Consider the following 15,106-nt stretch of genomic DNA (forward strand, 5'->3'; position numbering starts at 1 on the left):
GAAGGCGCCGAAGGTGGCTGTCAGCTGCGGTTTTTGAAGCGCCAGCTGTCGTTGCCCGTCTCGACGATATCGCAGTGGTGGGTGACGCGGTCGAGCAGCGCCGTGGTCATCTTGGGATCGCCGAACACGGTCGGCCATTCGCCGAAGGCGAGGTTCGTGGTGATGATGACGCTGGTCCGCTCATAAAGCTTGCTGATGAGGTGGAACAGCAACTGCCCTCCCGAGCGGGCGAACGGCAGATAACCGAGCTCGTCGAGAACGATCAGGTCGAGCCGCGACAGCTGCGCCGCCAGGGTCCCGCCTTTGCCGATCCGGGTCTCCTCTTCGAGGCGTGTCACCAGATCGACGGTGTTGAAGTAGCGGGCGCGAGCGCCCCTTCGCACGACATTGGCGGTGATCGCGATGGCGAGGTGGGTCTTGCCTGTCCCCGTGCCGCCGACCAGCACGATATTGCGGCGAGGCGGGAGGAAGGAGCCATCGTGAAGGGAGCGGATCATCTCCTCATTGATCGGTGTGCCCTCGAAGCTGAACCGCTCCAGGTCCTTCACCACGGGCAGCCTCGCAGCCGTCATCCGATAGCGGATGGAGGCTGCATCCCGGTGGGTCGCCTCAGCACGGAGCAGGTCGGTCAGTATCTCCATGGTGGTGCGCTTGCGCTGGAGGCCGGTGGTGACCGCCTCGTCGAACGCCGCCGCCATGCCCTTGAGTCCGAGGCCGCGCATCGTGTCGATCATATCATGCCGCTGCATCATAGCCTCGCAGCAGATCATAGCGGGCACAGTCGGCGAGCGGAGGATGCTGCAGCATCCGGTCTTCCGAAGTGACGATGCTGTGGGGTGTCGCCGGCTCGCGGCGCCGGGAGAGGATGTTGAGGATCAGCTCGTCGCTGGCCGTTCCGTTCGCCAACGCTTCGCGCACGGCAGCCTCTACCGGCTCCAGGCCATCGGTGAGCACCGCCGAGAGGACCCGCACGAACCTGCGATCGGCCTCGTCCCCGGTGCCGAGCCTTCGCCGTAATCGGTGCAGGGCGGGCGGCAGATCCCAGTCCTGGAACGGTGCGCCGTTACGCAGCGCGCCGGGCTTGTGCGCGAGGACCGGCAGATAATGCCAGGGATCGTATATCGTGCGGTTCCGACCGAAGTGGCGCTCATGCTCCCCGACGATCGCATCGCCGCAGCGTATGACGATGCGATCGGCATAGGAGCGCACCTGAACGGTCCGGCGTGCGGCCGTCGACATGACCGAGTAGCGGTTGCGATCGAAGCTGATGAGGCAGGTGCCGGTGACGGCATGCTCGCTCTCATGGAAGCCGTCGAACGGTGCCAGGATCGGCTGCAGGGCCGGTCGCTCCATATCCAGCGCCTCGGCGACGGTAATATCCCCGCGTTCGGGATGGGCATGATGCTCGGCCCAGCGCCGGCACTCGGCCTCCAGCCACCCGTTGAGCTCGGCCAGGCTGGCGAACCGGAGCCGCGGCTGGAAGAAGCGGCCTCGGATTGTCTGGACCTGCTGCTCGACCTGGCCCTTCTCCCATCCCGCCGCCGGCGAGCAGGCGGTCGGCTCGACCATGTAATGATCGGTCATGATCAGGAAGCGGCGGTTGAACACACGCTCCTTGCCGGTGAACACGGCCGTCACCGCCGTCTTCATATTATCGTAGATACCGCGTCGCGGCACACCGCCGAAGAACGCGAACGCCCGGGCATGGGCATCGAACAGCATCTCCTGGCCCTCGCGCGGATAGGCCCGGACATAGGGTGCGCGCGAGTCGCAGAGACGCATATGCGCCACCTTCACCCGCATCGGCTTGCCGGCGATCTCCACATCCTCGTGGCTCCAGTCGAACTGGTAGGCCTCACCCGGCTGGAAGGTCATCGGGATGAACGCCGGTGCGCCTTCGCCAGCATCCTTCCGCCGCGCAGCACGCCAGCGCGCCGCATAGCGGCGCACCGCATCATAGGATCCATCGAACCCCTCGCGCACCAGCAGGTCATGGATACGCGTCATCCGTAGCCGATCGCGGCGGCCGCGACCTTCGTTCTCCTCAAGCAGCGCATCGAGACGATCCTGATAAGGACCGATCCGCGGCAGCGGCTGGACTTTGCGCTGATAGTTGAACGCCGCCTCCGGCGACCGGATCGCTTTGCGGACGACCTTCCGCGACAAACGAAGGTCACGAGCGATCGCCTTGATCGCCTTACCCGCTGCATGCTCACGCCGAATCCGAACCACTGTCTCCACGATCAACATCCCGTTCTCGCCAACTGATCAAAACCAGTCGGCCGACTAAATCCCCGGGATGAAGGGGTCCTTTTTGCACGCCGATCACCCCACGAAGGGGGTGCCTATTGCACGCTGATCCTCATTCCGGGCCACACAAGACGCTCTACAAGCGGTGGAGCGATAAGGGCGTGTTCCTGCGGATGATGGAAGGGCTGGTTGCGCCCCAGGCTTCCGAGCGCAACACGGTGATGATCGACGCGACCTATCTCAACCCGCAACGCACTACATCGGGCCTGGTGGTAAAAAGGGAATGCGAGCCGCCTGATCGGACGCACGAAAGGCGGCATGAACACCAAGCTTCATGCCGTGACGGACGCGAATGGTCGCCCGTTCAGCTTCTTTATGACCGCGGGCCAAGTCAGGGATCACGCCCTGCATCCTGGGCCGCAAATCCCGGAACACGGCCATCAAATATGACAAGCGCCGAAACCGCATAGAGATCATGTTCGGCCGCCTGAAGGACTGGCGGCGGGTCGCTACCTGCTACGATCGATGCCCAACCGCGTTCTTATCCGCCATCGCCCTCACCGCAACCGTCATTTTCTGGCTCTGATCGGTGAGTCCTGACCGCTAACTCCTTCGTCGTCCAAAATAACAGGGATTTTGGACCATTCAGAAGGGGGCAGATCAAATTTCCTTCCCAGATATTTCCCGCGACAGCCAACCATTCTCAGGTTGATCAAGCTTTGCGACATAACCTATTTGTTAACCAAGTCATATTAGCAGCCATAAACCATAATTGCCCCGCCGACAGTAAGCTGCGGTGGGAAAAGCAGGCAGGAACGGGGCGAATATTAATGCAGGTAGCTCTTTTGTGCGGCGGTCTGGGGACACGATTGGGCGAGGAAACGGTAAACCGCCCCAAACCCATGGTCGAAATCGGTGGCAAGCCGATCCTGTGGCACATCATGCGCTTCTATCGGCAATTCGGACATGACAGTTTCGTCCTGTGCGCTGGTTACAAGCAGGAAGTCATCAAGGATTTCTTCCTCAATTACGACAATTATTCCAATGACTTGCTGATCGATTTCGCCAGTTCCTCGGTTTCGTTGCTGGGCGGCGAGCGAGACAGGATCGACTGGAAAGTTGTGATCCAGGATACCGGCGAAGCGACGTTGACTGCGGCGCGCCTCAAACGGGCATTGCGCCATATTGAGGGTGATATCTTCATGGCCACCTATGGCGACGGGCTGTGCGATGTCGACCTTGATCAGCTACGCACTCATCACGAAACGTCGGGTAAACTCGCCACGGTAACCGCGGTGCGCCCCTCTTCCCGTTTCGGTGAACTGGGGCTCGACGGCGATTCTGTCACCTCGTTCGAAGAGAAACCGCAGACCGGCAAGGGCTGGATCAACGGGGGTTTTTTCGTCCTGCACCGTTCGATCTTTGAACGCCTGCCCGATGATCCCAATCTCACTTTGGAGGCCGACGTGCTCCAGCCGCTTGCGCGCGAAGGGCAGTTGTCCGTTTTTCGCCATGACGGATTTTGGCAGTGTATGGATACGCCGCGGGAAAAGCACTTGCTTGAGAATTACTGGAAAGCCGGGCGGGCACCTTGGAAAGTCTGGGCGTGAGCAAGAATTTCTGGAGCGGGCGATCAGTTTTCCTGACCGGACATACCGGCTTCATGGGCGGCTGGCTGGCTGCCTATCTGATCCATTGTGGCGCCCACGTGCACGGCTATGCGCTCGCGCCCAATACCGAACCGGCCTTCTTCGATGCGACCGGTCTTCCGAGCAGGCTTGCCTCGTCCGTTCTGGCTGACATCGGCGACCTTGATCAGCTTTGCCGTGTGCTCGACCAAGCCGCTCCTTCGGTCGTGTTCCATTTGGCGGCGCAACCGCTGGTGCGCTATGCTCATGCCCACCCGATCGAGACTGTCAGGTCCAACGTCATGGGGACAGCCAATTTGCTCGAGGCGGTTCGTCGCAACCCTGGGGTGAAGGCCGTTGCCGTAGTCACTACCGACAAGGTATATCGTAATCTTGAGCGCGCCGAACCCTATACAGAGGACGACGAACTTGGCGGGCGCGAACTGTATAGCGCCAGCAAGGCCGCCAGTGAATTCATCGTTGATGCCTGGCAGCACTCTTATCTGAACGAACAGGGCAAGGGCGTCGCCACTATCCGCGCCGGCAACATTTTCGGGGGCGGTGATTGGGCGGCGGACAGGCTGGTGCCAGATGCCATCCGCACTTTCTCGACCGGCCAGCCGCTGGTTCTGCGCAATCCGGCTTCGACCCGACCGTGGCAGCACGTCCTTGACCCGCTGCGCGGCTATCTTGTTCTTGCGGAAGGACTGGTGAACCAACCAAAGCAATATTCCGGCAAGTGGAATTTCGGTCCCGACGTGCAGGACTGTCGCCCAGTCGGCGATCTTGCCCACCTGCTCGCCGCTAGTTGGTCGGACGACGCGCGCGTCGAGACGCAAGCCAGTGACAGCGTTTTTGAAGAACGGTTGCTCGCGCTGGACTCGTCAAAGGCCGCCGACCGGCTGGGCTGGATCCCGCATTGGCCGCTGGAAACCGGAGTTGAAAAAGCCGTGCAATGGTATCGAGCCTATGCCGCTGGAGCGGACATGTGGGACGTGACGATCCGCCAGATCGAAGCCATGGAACAGGGGGGCGCGAGCGCATGACCGAGACTTGCCGCTTCTGCGCGACCAAGCTGACCACCACCGTTGCGGATCTCGGGTTGACGCCGGTATCAAACGAACTTCGCAATATTCGCGACGCTGCCGGGCGCGGGCAGACCTTCTATCCGCTCAAGGCGATGGTGTGCGAGGCGTGCTGGCTGGTCCAGCTCACCCGTGTCGAGATGCCCGCACACTTTACCGAGGACTATGTCTATTTTTCGTCGTTCTCAGAAAGCTGGCTGCGCCATGCGCGGGATTACGCCCATACCATGATTGCAGCACAGGCCCTAAACGGCGATTCCCTCGTTGTCGAACTGGCCAGCAATGATGGCTATCTGCTGCAATATTTCAAACAGGCCGGAATACCCGTGCTTGGCATTGATCCGACCGCAAACACTGCGCGCGCCGCGAAGGAAAAGCACGGTATTGAAACCGTGGTCGATTTCTTCGGTGTCTCACTGGCAGCAAGGCTGGCCTCGCAAGGGATTGCGGCAGACCTGATCGCGGCCAACAATGTCTTGGCGCACGTTCCTGATCCCAAGGATTTCATTGGCGGCATCCCGGCCATCTTGAAGCCAGGGGGCACCTTCACCATCGAATTTCCGCACATCTTGCGTATGCTTGAGAGCTGCCAGTTCGACACAATCTACCATGAGCATTTTTCCTACCTTTCACTGCTCACCGTTGAGCGGATGCTGGGCGCGTACGGCCTAGAGGTTTACGGCGTGGAGGAGTTGCCGACGCATGGCGGCTCGCTTCGCGTATATGCCAGCCACGAGGGGGCCGGGCTTGGCAGTGTTGAATTGGCCGTTGGTCTTGACCGGGTCCGGTTGGCCGAGAAGCGCGCGGGGCTCGACAGTGCGGCTACCTATCGGGGCTTTGCGAATGAAGTTGAGCAGCGCAAGATCGAACTTCTCGATTTCCTCATCAAGACGAAGCGCGCAGGCAAGAAGGTGCTCGGCTACGGCGCGCCGGCCAAGGGCAGTACCATGCTCAACTATTGCGGGGTGGGTCCCGAACTGCTGCCATTCACCGTCGATCGCAGCCCGCACAAACAGGGGCACTATTTACCGGGCGTCAACATCCCGATTCTCGCACCTGAGGAATTGATCGAGGCACGGCCGGACTATGTCCTGATCCTGCCCTGGAACCTGCGCGACGAGATTGCGGCGCAGTTATGCCAGTTGCGCGACTGGGGCGGTCGCTTCGTTGTCGCTATTCCTCGGATAGAGATATTCTGATGCAGTTCACCGCGACCCCGATCGGTGGAGTTTTTGCCTTTTCCGGCGGGGTTCATACCGATGCGCGCGGCAGCTTCCAGCGCACCTATTGCAGTGCCGCGTTTGCTGAGCATGGTCTTGAGTTGGTGGAGGCTCAGGCGGCGATTTCGCGCAACACTGCAACTGGCACTTTGCGCGGTCTGCATTTCATTCCCGAGGCTGACGGCGAGGCGAAGCTTGTCCGCTGCATCGCTGGCCGGATATTCGATGTCGCGGTTGACCTCCGTCCCGCGTCGCCAACATACCTCCAGCATATCAGCGTCGAACTTGATGCCGCACGAGGTAATGCGCTTTACCTGCCGCGCGGTGTGGCGCACGGCTTCATCACCCTTCAGGATGACTGCGACGTCCTCTACCAGTTCAGCAGAGCGCATCGGCCAGGCGTTGAAATGGGCGTGCGTTGGGATGATCCCGATCTGGCGATCAATTGGCCGATGCCGCCCGTCGTTCTTTCCGATCGCGACCGGACGCTGCCCTTCGTCAAAGACTTGACCGGTGACTGACACGCGCTCCGACCGTATCCTTCTAACCGGCGCCACAGGTTTCATCGGGCGCCAGGTATTGAGAAATCTGCCCTCCGATGCGGATATCCACTGTACCACGCGCGAAACAGGCGGCGCTGATGTCGGAACCTGGCACAATATCGACCTGCGTAGTTCCGGCGCTTGCGCTGCGCTGATCGATACGCTCAAACCTGACATCCTGATCCACTGCGCCTGGACCACCGCACATGGTGCCTTCTGGCACGATCCCCAAAATGCCGCATGGCTCGAAGCGGGCATGGCCTTGTTCGATGCCTTCGTGCGACAAGGGGGCAGGCGGATCGTTGCCTGCGGCACCTGCGCTGAATATTCAGGTCATAGCACCGCTCCGCGCCGTGAGGATGAAACGATTGAGCCGGGGCAGATTCCCTTTCCCTATGGCCGCGCAAAATTCGCTCTGCTTCAACACCTGCGCAGCCTTGATGTAAGCCATGCCTGGGTGCGCATTTTCAACGCCTATGGTGAAAGCGAAGACCCGCGTCGACTGGTGCCGAGCGTGCTGCGCGCTCTCACTGCGGGCGAACCGGCCTTATGCTCCTCTGGCACGCAAATCCGTGATTTCCTCGACGTACGCGACCTTGGCACTGCCATTGCTCGCCTTGGCGCCTCCGATCTGGAGGGCGTCGTCAATCTTGGCTCTGGTGAGCACAAGACTATTGCGGAAATAGTCGAAACGCTTGGCGGCATTGTCAAACGCCCAGACCTTGTCCGGCTAGGCGCCCTGCGCGACCGCGAAGGCGAACCACATCTGCTGGTTCCCGACATTACGCGCCAGACCAAGGAACTCGGCTTCGTGCCCCGGATCACGCTGCCCCGTGGACTGGTGGATGCCGCAAAGGCTTCGTTAGAGAAAAATTAACCATAATTTTACCAATCCCGCGCAAGGAGTTTATATGACTAGCACCGACATAGCCTTCGCGCAGCAACGCAGCGAACTCGTTGCCGAACTCGGCTCGAACGAGACAATGGCAGATCTTACCAATCACTGGCTGGGGAAGGCGCAGGAACTCGGCTATTCCTATAACTTCGACTGGCTCGGCCTGCCGATTATTCAGTACCCGCAAGACATTGTTGCCATGCAGGAACTGATATGGAAACTGCGCCCTGAAGTTGTGGTGGAAACTGGTGTTGCGCGGGGCGGATCGCTGATTTTCTACGCCTCGATGCTCGAACTGCTGCAGACCTGCACCGCAACAAGCGGCGGGCGCGTGATCGGTATCGATATTGATATCCGCGAGCCTAATCGCAAAGCGATCGAGGCCCATCCGCTCTCGCGCCGCATCGACCTCGTCCAGGGATCGAGCATTGATCCCGCCGTGATCGCTCAGGTCGGCAAATTGGTTGGCGATGCCAAGCGCGTGTTGGTCTGTCTCGACAGCAACCACACCCACGATCATGTTCTTGAAGAACTGCGTGCCTATGCCCCGATGACCAGTCTGGGCAGCTATTGCGTTGTTTTCGATACCCTTGTCGAACATCTGCCCGATGAAGCCATTGGGGATCGCCCCTGGGGCCACGGCAATAATCCTTTGACCGCGGTGAAGGCATATCTGGCGGAAACCGATATGTTCGAAACCGACAACGCGCTGCACGACAAGCTGCAGATTTCGGTTGCCCGCGAAGGCTACCTCCGGCGCTGCAAGTAAGAGCAGGCAGGTGGCCGCCTTCACCGTAGCCATACCCGTCTACAACGGCGAACGATTCCTTGCAGAGGCACTGCGTTCGATCGCGGTGCAAAACCTTGATGGTGTGGAAGTGCTCGTCAGCGACAACGCCTCGACCGATGGCACCGCCGCTATCCTGGCTGAGTGGCAGGACCGCTTGCCCCTGCGCGTGATCCGCCGAACACAGACCCTGCCAATGCGCGATCACTTCAACGCGCTGCTGGATGACGTGACCAGCGAAGCATACATGCTGCTTTGCCATGACGACTATCTGGCCGACCCCGCTGCACTGGACCTCGCCCAGGCAGCGCTAAGCGACAATCCCGATGTTGCCAGCGTCTATTGCGATCTCGTTTACGTCGACGATCAGCGCCGTACACTGGCGCATCGTCGATTCTCCCGATCGGGCCGGTTCGATCCGGATGCCACGGGCAGAAAATGCCTTGCGAGCGGGCGCAACCTGTTCGGCATTCCAATCGCCATCAGGCGCAGCGCGCTTGGCGAAACGCGCTATGGTGACGATTTTCTCTATGCAATGGACATCGACCTGTCATGGTCACTGGCGTCCAAAGGCGGCGCTTTTCACATTGATCGGCCGCTGATCGCCAACCGCTATTCCAACGACAACATGACATGGAAGCTGCTCGGTACGACGCTGAGTGAATATCTGGGCCTCGCGCGCAAGCACGATAGTGCTCCCGGCGCCATTGGCCGGGCCCGTTTAGCGGCGGTCTGCCAGTTCGTCACGGCGCAGAAATTAGCCTTCCGCTATTATGCCAGGGCCAGAGCGTGGCTAGGCTAAGCGCACGGACCAATCTGGCCCGTGAGAGCGGCCAATTGCTGCGTTTCATCATTGTAGGAGCGGCAAACACAGCCATCGCCTTCGCGATCTACGCGGCGGGTATCGCGCTTGGCCTCGGCTATCAGTTTGCCAGCCTCGCAGCGCTGGTTGCCGGGATCTGCAGCGGCTTCGTGGCTCAGGGCAAGGTCGCCTTCCGTTCGCAACTGGATAGTCGCTTCGTGCCGTTCGTGGCACTGTGGGCGCTGCTCTATCTCACCAATATCCTGCTCATCGGCGCGCTCGCTTTCTTCGGGATCGATCTCTATCTGGCCGGCCTGCTTGCCGCCGTCCCGGTGAATGCGGTTTCCTTTCTGGCCTTGCGCACAGTGATCTTTGCGCCGCAACCGATTTCTCTCCAGCGCACGGCCCTGCTATGGCTGATAGGTCTTTTGTTCGTGGCGCGGCTCTACGTGGTCACGCATCTGGCGTTGAACTGGGACGAGTTCCTCAACCTCTCGATGCTCTACGATTTTCGCCGCGGCGAAATGACCGAAATCTTCCAGACTGCTTTCGTCCACCTGTTCCACTGCCTGCCGCTGGTCTCGACCAATGAGGTCGACCAACTCATCGCCGCCCGCTTCTTCACTCTCGGCTGCGCCGCTTTCACCAGTCTTGCCATTTTTCATGCCGCTCGCCGGTTCATGGCCATCGATCCGGCGCTTGTTGCAGTTATCGCTTACAACTGCTTCGGCGCGTCCTTACTCTATGGCACCGATTTCAGGACTGACACGTTAGCAAGTGCGGCAATGATCGGCGCGATTGCGCTGGCAACGCATCGGATCATGACCTGGCCACAAATGGTAGCCATGGGCATACTCATCGCCATCGGCGGCGCGCTGACGATCAAATCGGTATTCTTTCTTCCTTCCATCGGCCTGTTGGTGCTGGTCAACGTCTGGGCGTCGCGCGACTTTGTCCGAACCGCTAAAATCATCGCCGTCAGTGCGGCGATCAGTGTGGCCGTGCTTGGCCTTATCCTCGGCCTTCACGCTGCCAGCCTGGAGAAGACAGCATCGGCCGCCAGCTTTCTTGGACGCACCGGCGGTGCAACGCTGCTGACAGGCGATTACTCCGTCCTGTCCGTCTTTTGGCCTGCGGCAGTGCTAGGCAATCTCGGCTTTTGGGTGCTTGTGCTGTGTGGGGCCGTCGCGCTTGCCCGCAATGACCAGTACGACGCGAAGTTGGGCGGGAGCGATCGTCTGGCGCTCGCTGCCTTTGCGATTCCCGCGCTCGTCCCTTTGATCTACAGCGAGGTCTATCCCTACTTTCACCCATTCCTGATCGCGCCGATTTCAGTCCTGGCCGGTTTCGGTTATGCACGTCTGCGCTGCGTGACACGGACGGCCCTGCTGGTCCTGCTGCTCTTTGGCGCCGCCAGTGCGGTCTGGCACCGGATCGACAACGGGCTTGCCCAGCAGCGCGCGACGCTGGCGCTGGTGCACAGCCTGTTCCCCCATCCCGTGCCCTATATTGATCATACCTCGATGGTCTCATCTTTTCCCAAGAAGGGCTTCTTCATGAGCCGCTGGGGCGTGACCGATTATCGCAAGAGCGGACACCCGGTGATGGCCGCCACTGTGCGGAACGATCAGCCCGCCTTCATGCTCCAGACGCGTGCGCTCCTGGCGGTTGATCGGATCACGCCGGAAGACTCGCAGCGATCCGAATACGGCTTGTTCGGCGCCGACCTCGATGTCCTGCGCGACAATTATATCCGTTACTGGGGGCCGCTGTTCCTGCCCGGCAAAATGCTGACGGGCAGCGGGCGGACGCGGATCGAGATCGGCGGCGCTTACCGCGTGGAAGGCCAAGGTCGCCTGGTCGCAAATGGCAGATCCTATTCGGACGGCGAGATAGTCCGTCTGAACCCCGGCGAATATGCCTATGCCGCCGATGGTCCGCTTCGTCTCTTCTGGGCAGCTCCACCGCCGCCTGCAACACCGCCCCCAGCTAGCCTGTTTTCGGGCTGGTGATCCTCGAGAAGGCTTCCTTGGGGGGAATCCGGCTCGGGATCGACAAAATATAGTGGCCTGCGCTTCACCTCGTTGTGGATGCGACCGATATACAGGCCCACGATACCCAGCATCAGCAGTTGCAGACCGCCGAGCAAGGTCAGCACCAGCACGGTCGAGGTCCAGCCCTGCACAACATGATCGTTGAAGAACCAGCTCGTCAGGATGTATAGGCCGAACAGCAAGGCCAGGACCGAGATCGTCATTCCGAACCACAAGGCCAACCGCAACGGTACGTCGGAAAATCCAACCACCCCGTTTACGGCCAGCCGAATCATCGCGCGTAACGGATACTTGCTCTCGCCCGCGACGCGTTCGTCACGCTGGAACGGAACTTCTGTAGTACTGAAGCCCAGCCAGCTGATCATGCCGCGCAGGTACCGGTCCTGCTCCGGCATTCGTGCCAGAGCGTTGACGACCTTGCGATCGATCAGGCGGAAATCTCCTACGTCGAGCGGCATATCGACCGATGAGAGCCGCCGGATGAAGCGATAGAAAAGCGCCGCAGTGGTACGCTTGAACAAGCTTTCACCTGACCGAGCCACGCGCCGGGCAAGGACGATATCATATCCCTCGCACCATTTGCCGAGCAATTGCAACGCCACCTCTGGAGGGTCCTGCAAGTCAGCGTCCATCACTATTACCGCATCGCCGTTCGCGGCATCGATGCCGGCAGTAACCGCCGTCTGATGGCCAAAATTGCGGGACAGATTGACAATCCTGAACCGGTCATCCTGCGCCCGCATTTCACGCATGATCTTCAGCGAGCCGTCCTTGCTTCCATCGTTTACGAGAATGACTTCCGCCTTTCCCGCGACCTGATCAAGGATGCTCACCATACGTTGGTGGAGCAATGGCAGGGTGTCTTCTTCGCAATAGACAGGAATAACAAAGCTTACCAGACGTGCGTGCCTCACCAGTTTGCTTCCCCATCCTGTGTCCACTTCTCGGCCCTTACAGCCTTTGCCCTGCTGTACCAACAGGTCCAGAACATGGGGTCCAGATGATTGTTTCGAAAACCATCGACATCGGCCCTTCGCTTGATTTCCTTGTTTACCCTTTCCAGCGAATTGGTGGACGCGACCTGCGCCCAGTGGTCCTTCAGCAACGCCATGTAGGCAAGCACATCCTCGCCCGATCCGTCAGCAAAGGCAGGAGGGCTTTCCAGGAGGGCTCCGTCTCCGAAGGGTCGATAGATGCCCGGCACTTCGCGGCGGCCATCGGTGTTGACGCCAACGGCGACTATCGCCGCCGTCGAGACGATCCGCCCGCGTTCGCGGACCTCCTCAATCTCCAGATCCATCATACGCTCACCCGCGCCGGCGCATCTTGCACCGGCGCGGGTTGGGGCGTCGTCAGAATTTGTAGCCCAGCGTCATGCCATAGGTGCGCGGCGGCAGGTAGGTGACGCCGATGATGCGGCCGGTGGAGATCGCAAAGGTGCTGCTTTCGCGCAGCGTGTTGTTGATATTCTTGATCCACAGCGACGCCGTCACCGTTTCGGTCCGGTCGATCCAGCGCAATGATGCGTCGAACATCGTATAGGCGCGTGTGCCCTCCACCAGTCGCTTGAACTCGGTGAAATAGACATTGCTCTTGCCCGACATATCGCCGCTCAGCGTCATCGTCCCGGTTTCGGTCAGGATCGGCAAGTCGACCTCTATCCCGGCGCTATAGGCCCATGTGGGCGAATTGCGCGTGGGATTGCCGGCCAACTGGATGTTGCACGGCGCATTAGCGTTGAGGGCGCCGGGGCCGCACGGCGCGCCAAAGGCGGTCGGATCGGGATTGGTGACCGGGTTATAGGCGGGCTGCCCCGCCTGCGCGACGTTGACGGGGTTGAGCGGGTCGACCGTGATGAAATCGTCATATTTGCTGTCGGTGTAGGACAGGGAGCCGCGCAGGCGCACGCCATCCACCGGACGGGCCATCATGTCGGCTTCCACGCCGGTCGCCGACGTCTTGGCGGCATTTTCAAAGATGGTGGTAAAACCAGCAGGTCCGCCGCCGATCGTCTTGTTGATCTGCAAATCGTCCAGCTTGTAATGATAGGCGGCCAGATTGATCTGCAAGCGCCGGTCGAGCAGTTCCGCCTTTATCCCCAGTTCGTGGTTCTTCATCTTTTCCGGGCGCACGATCGTGGTGCTGCCCGCCGCATTTTCGCCCGACCCGGCCTTGAAGCCTTCGGAATAGGTATAGTAGAGCAGCAGGTCACGATTGGGCTGCCATTGCAGGCCGATTTCCGGGGTGAAGTCCTTGAACGTCTTTTCGCGGTAAGTGCCTTCGACCGTCGTCTTGCGCACCTGCGCCACGGCGGGGTTGCCATTGGCGGTCAGGATGATCGACGGGTTGGCGCTGTCGACCTTTTCATGGCTGTAGCGGCCGCCCAGCTTCAGCGACACGCCGTTCAGCCCAAATGCCTCCCCCATGTCGAAATTGAGCTGCCCGAAAGCGGCATAGGCGCGGGTGCCAAGGCTGGATTTCAGGCAGACGCGGTTGGGCGACGTGCCGGCCGGGAAGTTGCACATGGCCAGCGCTTCGGCCAGCGTCACGGAACCCACGGGCGCAGCGACATTGTCGACGAAGGTCGGCCGCGTCGCCAGCACGGTGATGTTGGACGCCAGATCGTTGGTCGAACTCAGGCCCACCTGATCGCGCGGGCGCTGCCGTTCGTGAAAATAATAAAGGCCGACCACGCCCTTCACGATGGCGCTGTCATATTTGAATTGCAATTCGTTGCTGAACTGCTGCGCGTCGATGGTGCGGGTCTGGATCGACGTCGAGTTGGGCAGGGTGGCGACCAGCGCCGACCCGTCGAGATCCTGGATCAGTTGCGTCCTGAAATCGCGATAATTGGTGATATTGCCAATGCTCAACGCATCGCTCAGCTCAATATTGAGCGTGCCGGTGACCGAATAGCTTTTGGTGTCGACCGAGGGCGGCTCGTCGCTGCCCAGATCGCGCGGTTTGCTTGCAAAGCCGCCCGTACCCGTCGGGGCCAGCCGGGGGACACCGGGAAAGGCGGGGCCGCGATAATGCACCGCGCCGCTATTGTCGTTCTGACGGAAATACTCACCCGACAGCAGGAAATCGACCTTGTCCGACGCGATCAACTGGATCTGCCCGCGGACCATATAGCGGAACAGGTCGTCGACATCGCTGCCGCCCTTGAACGGATTTCCGCCAAAGCCGTCCCGCGCCTCCACCTTGCCTGCCAGGCGGAAGCGAATCGCGTCGATGATCGGGCCGCCGACCGCGGCTTCGGCAATCATCGCGCTATAATTGCCATAGCCGATCCGGGCATAGCCGGTGAAATCGGCGGTCGGCTTGGCCGTGATGAGGTTGATCGAGCCGCCGACCGCGTTGCGGCCATACAGGCTGCCCTGCGGGCCGCGCAGCACTTCCACCCGCTCCAGATCGAACAAGGATGTCAGTTGCGCTTCTGCCCGCGCGACATAGGCGCCATCGACATGCAGCGCGACGCCGGTGCTGGACCCGGTGGTGGACGTATTGGCCCCCACGCCGCGGATGAACACCTTGGCCTGGTTGAAATCATTGCCGAAGGTGACGGATGGCACCAGCTGCTGGATGTCCTGCAGATTGTTCACCCCGGCATTGGCGAGTGCATCGCCGCTAACTGCCGACACGGCCAGGCTGACATCCTGCAAGGACTGGCTGCGCTTTTGCGCGGTGACGATGATGTCCATGCCGTCGGTCTGCGCCTGCGCTACGGGCATCAGCCCGATGCTGGAAACCGATGCGAACAAAGCGCACATCGCGCGTGCATTGATGGATGCCTTCAAAGCGTCTCTCCCTGGAACCGGACATCGTTGATTTGTGTCCCAG

General features: G+C 60.5%; 12 protein-coding genes and 4 pseudogenes. 10 read left to right on the forward strand and 6 right to left on the reverse strand.

What is annotated here, in order from left to right; translation table 11 throughout:
- Positions 1-20 precede the first annotated feature (20 nt).
- The gene (gene istB / locus AC07X9_RS02550; protein WP_031304487.1) at positions 21-749 is read right to left on the reverse strand and encodes an IS21-like element helper ATPase IstB; all 729 of its coding nucleotides are present in this window, start codon (positions 747-749) and stop codon (positions 21-23) included.
- Positions 736-2,250, reverse strand: a complete 1,515-nt coding sequence (istA, locus tag AC07X9_RS02555; RefSeq protein ID WP_021238707.1) for an IS21 family transposase — start codon at positions 2,248-2,250, stop codon at positions 736-738. The genes istB and istA overlap by 14 nt, the downstream gene beginning before the upstream one ends.
- Before the next feature lie 119 nt (positions 2,251-2,369).
- Between istA and AC07X9_RS02560 the strand changes: the two are divergent.
- From AC07X9_RS02560 to AC07X9_RS02605, 10 genes and pseudogenes are all read left to right on the forward strand, one after another.
- A pseudogene (locus AC07X9_RS02560) lies at positions 2,370-2,836 on the forward strand (transposase); the annotation flags it as partial.
- 133 nt (positions 2,837-2,969) lie between these two features.
- On the forward strand, positions 2,970-3,860 hold the full coding sequence (gene rfbF / locus AC07X9_RS02565) for a glucose-1-phosphate cytidylyltransferase (RefSeq protein WP_198430264.1): 891 nt from the start codon (positions 2,970-2,972) through the stop codon (positions 3,858-3,860).
- On the forward strand, positions 3,857-4,924 hold the full coding sequence (gene rfbG, locus AC07X9_RS02570; RefSeq protein WP_017182554.1) for a CDP-glucose 4,6-dehydratase: 1,068 nt from the start codon (positions 3,857-3,859) through the stop codon (positions 4,922-4,924). Before rfbF ends, rfbG begins: the two co-directional genes overlap by 4 nt.
- The gene (locus AC07X9_RS02575; RefSeq protein WP_017182555.1) at positions 4,921-6,162 is read left to right on the forward strand and encodes a class I SAM-dependent methyltransferase; all 1,242 of its coding nucleotides are present in this window, start codon (positions 4,921-4,923) and stop codon (positions 6,160-6,162) included. The genes rfbG and AC07X9_RS02575 overlap by 4 nt, the downstream gene beginning before the upstream one ends.
- A complete protein-coding gene (locus AC07X9_RS02580) occupies positions 6,162-6,704 on the forward strand; it encodes a dTDP-4-dehydrorhamnose 3,5-epimerase family protein (RefSeq protein ID WP_017182556.1) in 543 nt (180 codons plus the stop codon). The genes AC07X9_RS02575 and AC07X9_RS02580 overlap by 1 nt, the downstream gene beginning before the upstream one ends.
- Positions 6,697-7,602: an NAD-dependent epimerase/dehydratase family protein gene (locus AC07X9_RS02585; protein WP_026002291.1), complete on the forward strand. Its 906-nt coding sequence runs from the start codon at positions 6,697-6,699 to the stop codon at positions 7,600-7,602. Before AC07X9_RS02580 ends, AC07X9_RS02585 begins: the two co-directional genes overlap by 8 nt.
- Positions 7,603-7,636: 34 nt before the next feature.
- Entirely contained in the window at positions 7,637-8,389 is a 753-nt protein-coding gene (locus tag AC07X9_RS02590; RefSeq protein ID WP_017182558.1) for a cephalosporin hydroxylase family protein, read from the forward strand.
- Between the two features lie 10 nt (positions 8,390-8,399).
- A complete protein-coding gene (locus AC07X9_RS02595) occupies positions 8,400-9,209 on the forward strand; it encodes a glycosyltransferase (protein WP_017182559.1) in 810 nt (269 codons plus the stop codon).
- Positions 9,197-9,523, forward strand: a pseudogene (locus AC07X9_RS02600) (GtrA family protein); the annotation flags it as partial. The gene AC07X9_RS02595 and the pseudogene AC07X9_RS02600, both read left to right, overlap by 13 nt.
- Before the next feature lie 120 nt (positions 9,524-9,643).
- Positions 9,644-11,221, forward strand: a complete 1,578-nt coding sequence (locus AC07X9_RS02605) for a glycosyltransferase family protein (RefSeq protein WP_495197986.1) — start codon at positions 9,644-9,646, stop codon at positions 11,219-11,221.
- Here the strand turns inward: AC07X9_RS02605 and AC07X9_RS02610 are convergent.
- The 4 genes and pseudogenes from AC07X9_RS02610 to AC07X9_RS02625 all read right to left on the reverse strand — a co-directional run bounded on the left by AC07X9_RS02610 (position 11,131) and on the right by AC07X9_RS02625 (position 15,063).
- On the reverse strand, positions 11,131-12,177 hold the full coding sequence (locus AC07X9_RS02610) for a glycosyltransferase family 2 protein (protein ID WP_198430265.1): 1,047 nt from the start codon (positions 12,175-12,177) through the stop codon (positions 11,131-11,133). The two genes, AC07X9_RS02605 and AC07X9_RS02610, sit on opposite strands and share 91 nt — an antisense overlap.
- A gap of 89 nt (positions 12,178-12,266) precedes the next feature.
- Positions 12,267-12,434 (reverse strand): annotated as a pseudogene (locus AC07X9_RS02615) (transposase); the annotation flags it as partial.
- 72 nt (positions 12,435-12,506) lie between these two features.
- A pseudogene (locus AC07X9_RS02620) lies at positions 12,507-12,566 on the reverse strand (hypothetical protein); the annotation flags it as partial.
- Between the two features lie 49 nt (positions 12,567-12,615).
- Positions 12,616-15,063 (reverse strand): TonB-dependent receptor, encoded by a 2,448-nt coding sequence (locus AC07X9_RS02625; RefSeq protein WP_017182563.1) that lies wholly within the window; start codon positions 15,061-15,063, stop codon positions 12,616-12,618.
- Positions 15,064-15,106 lie beyond the last annotated feature (43 nt).

The sequence above is a fragment of the Sphingobium sp. GW456-12-10-14-TSB1 genome, from assembly GCF_059424385.1.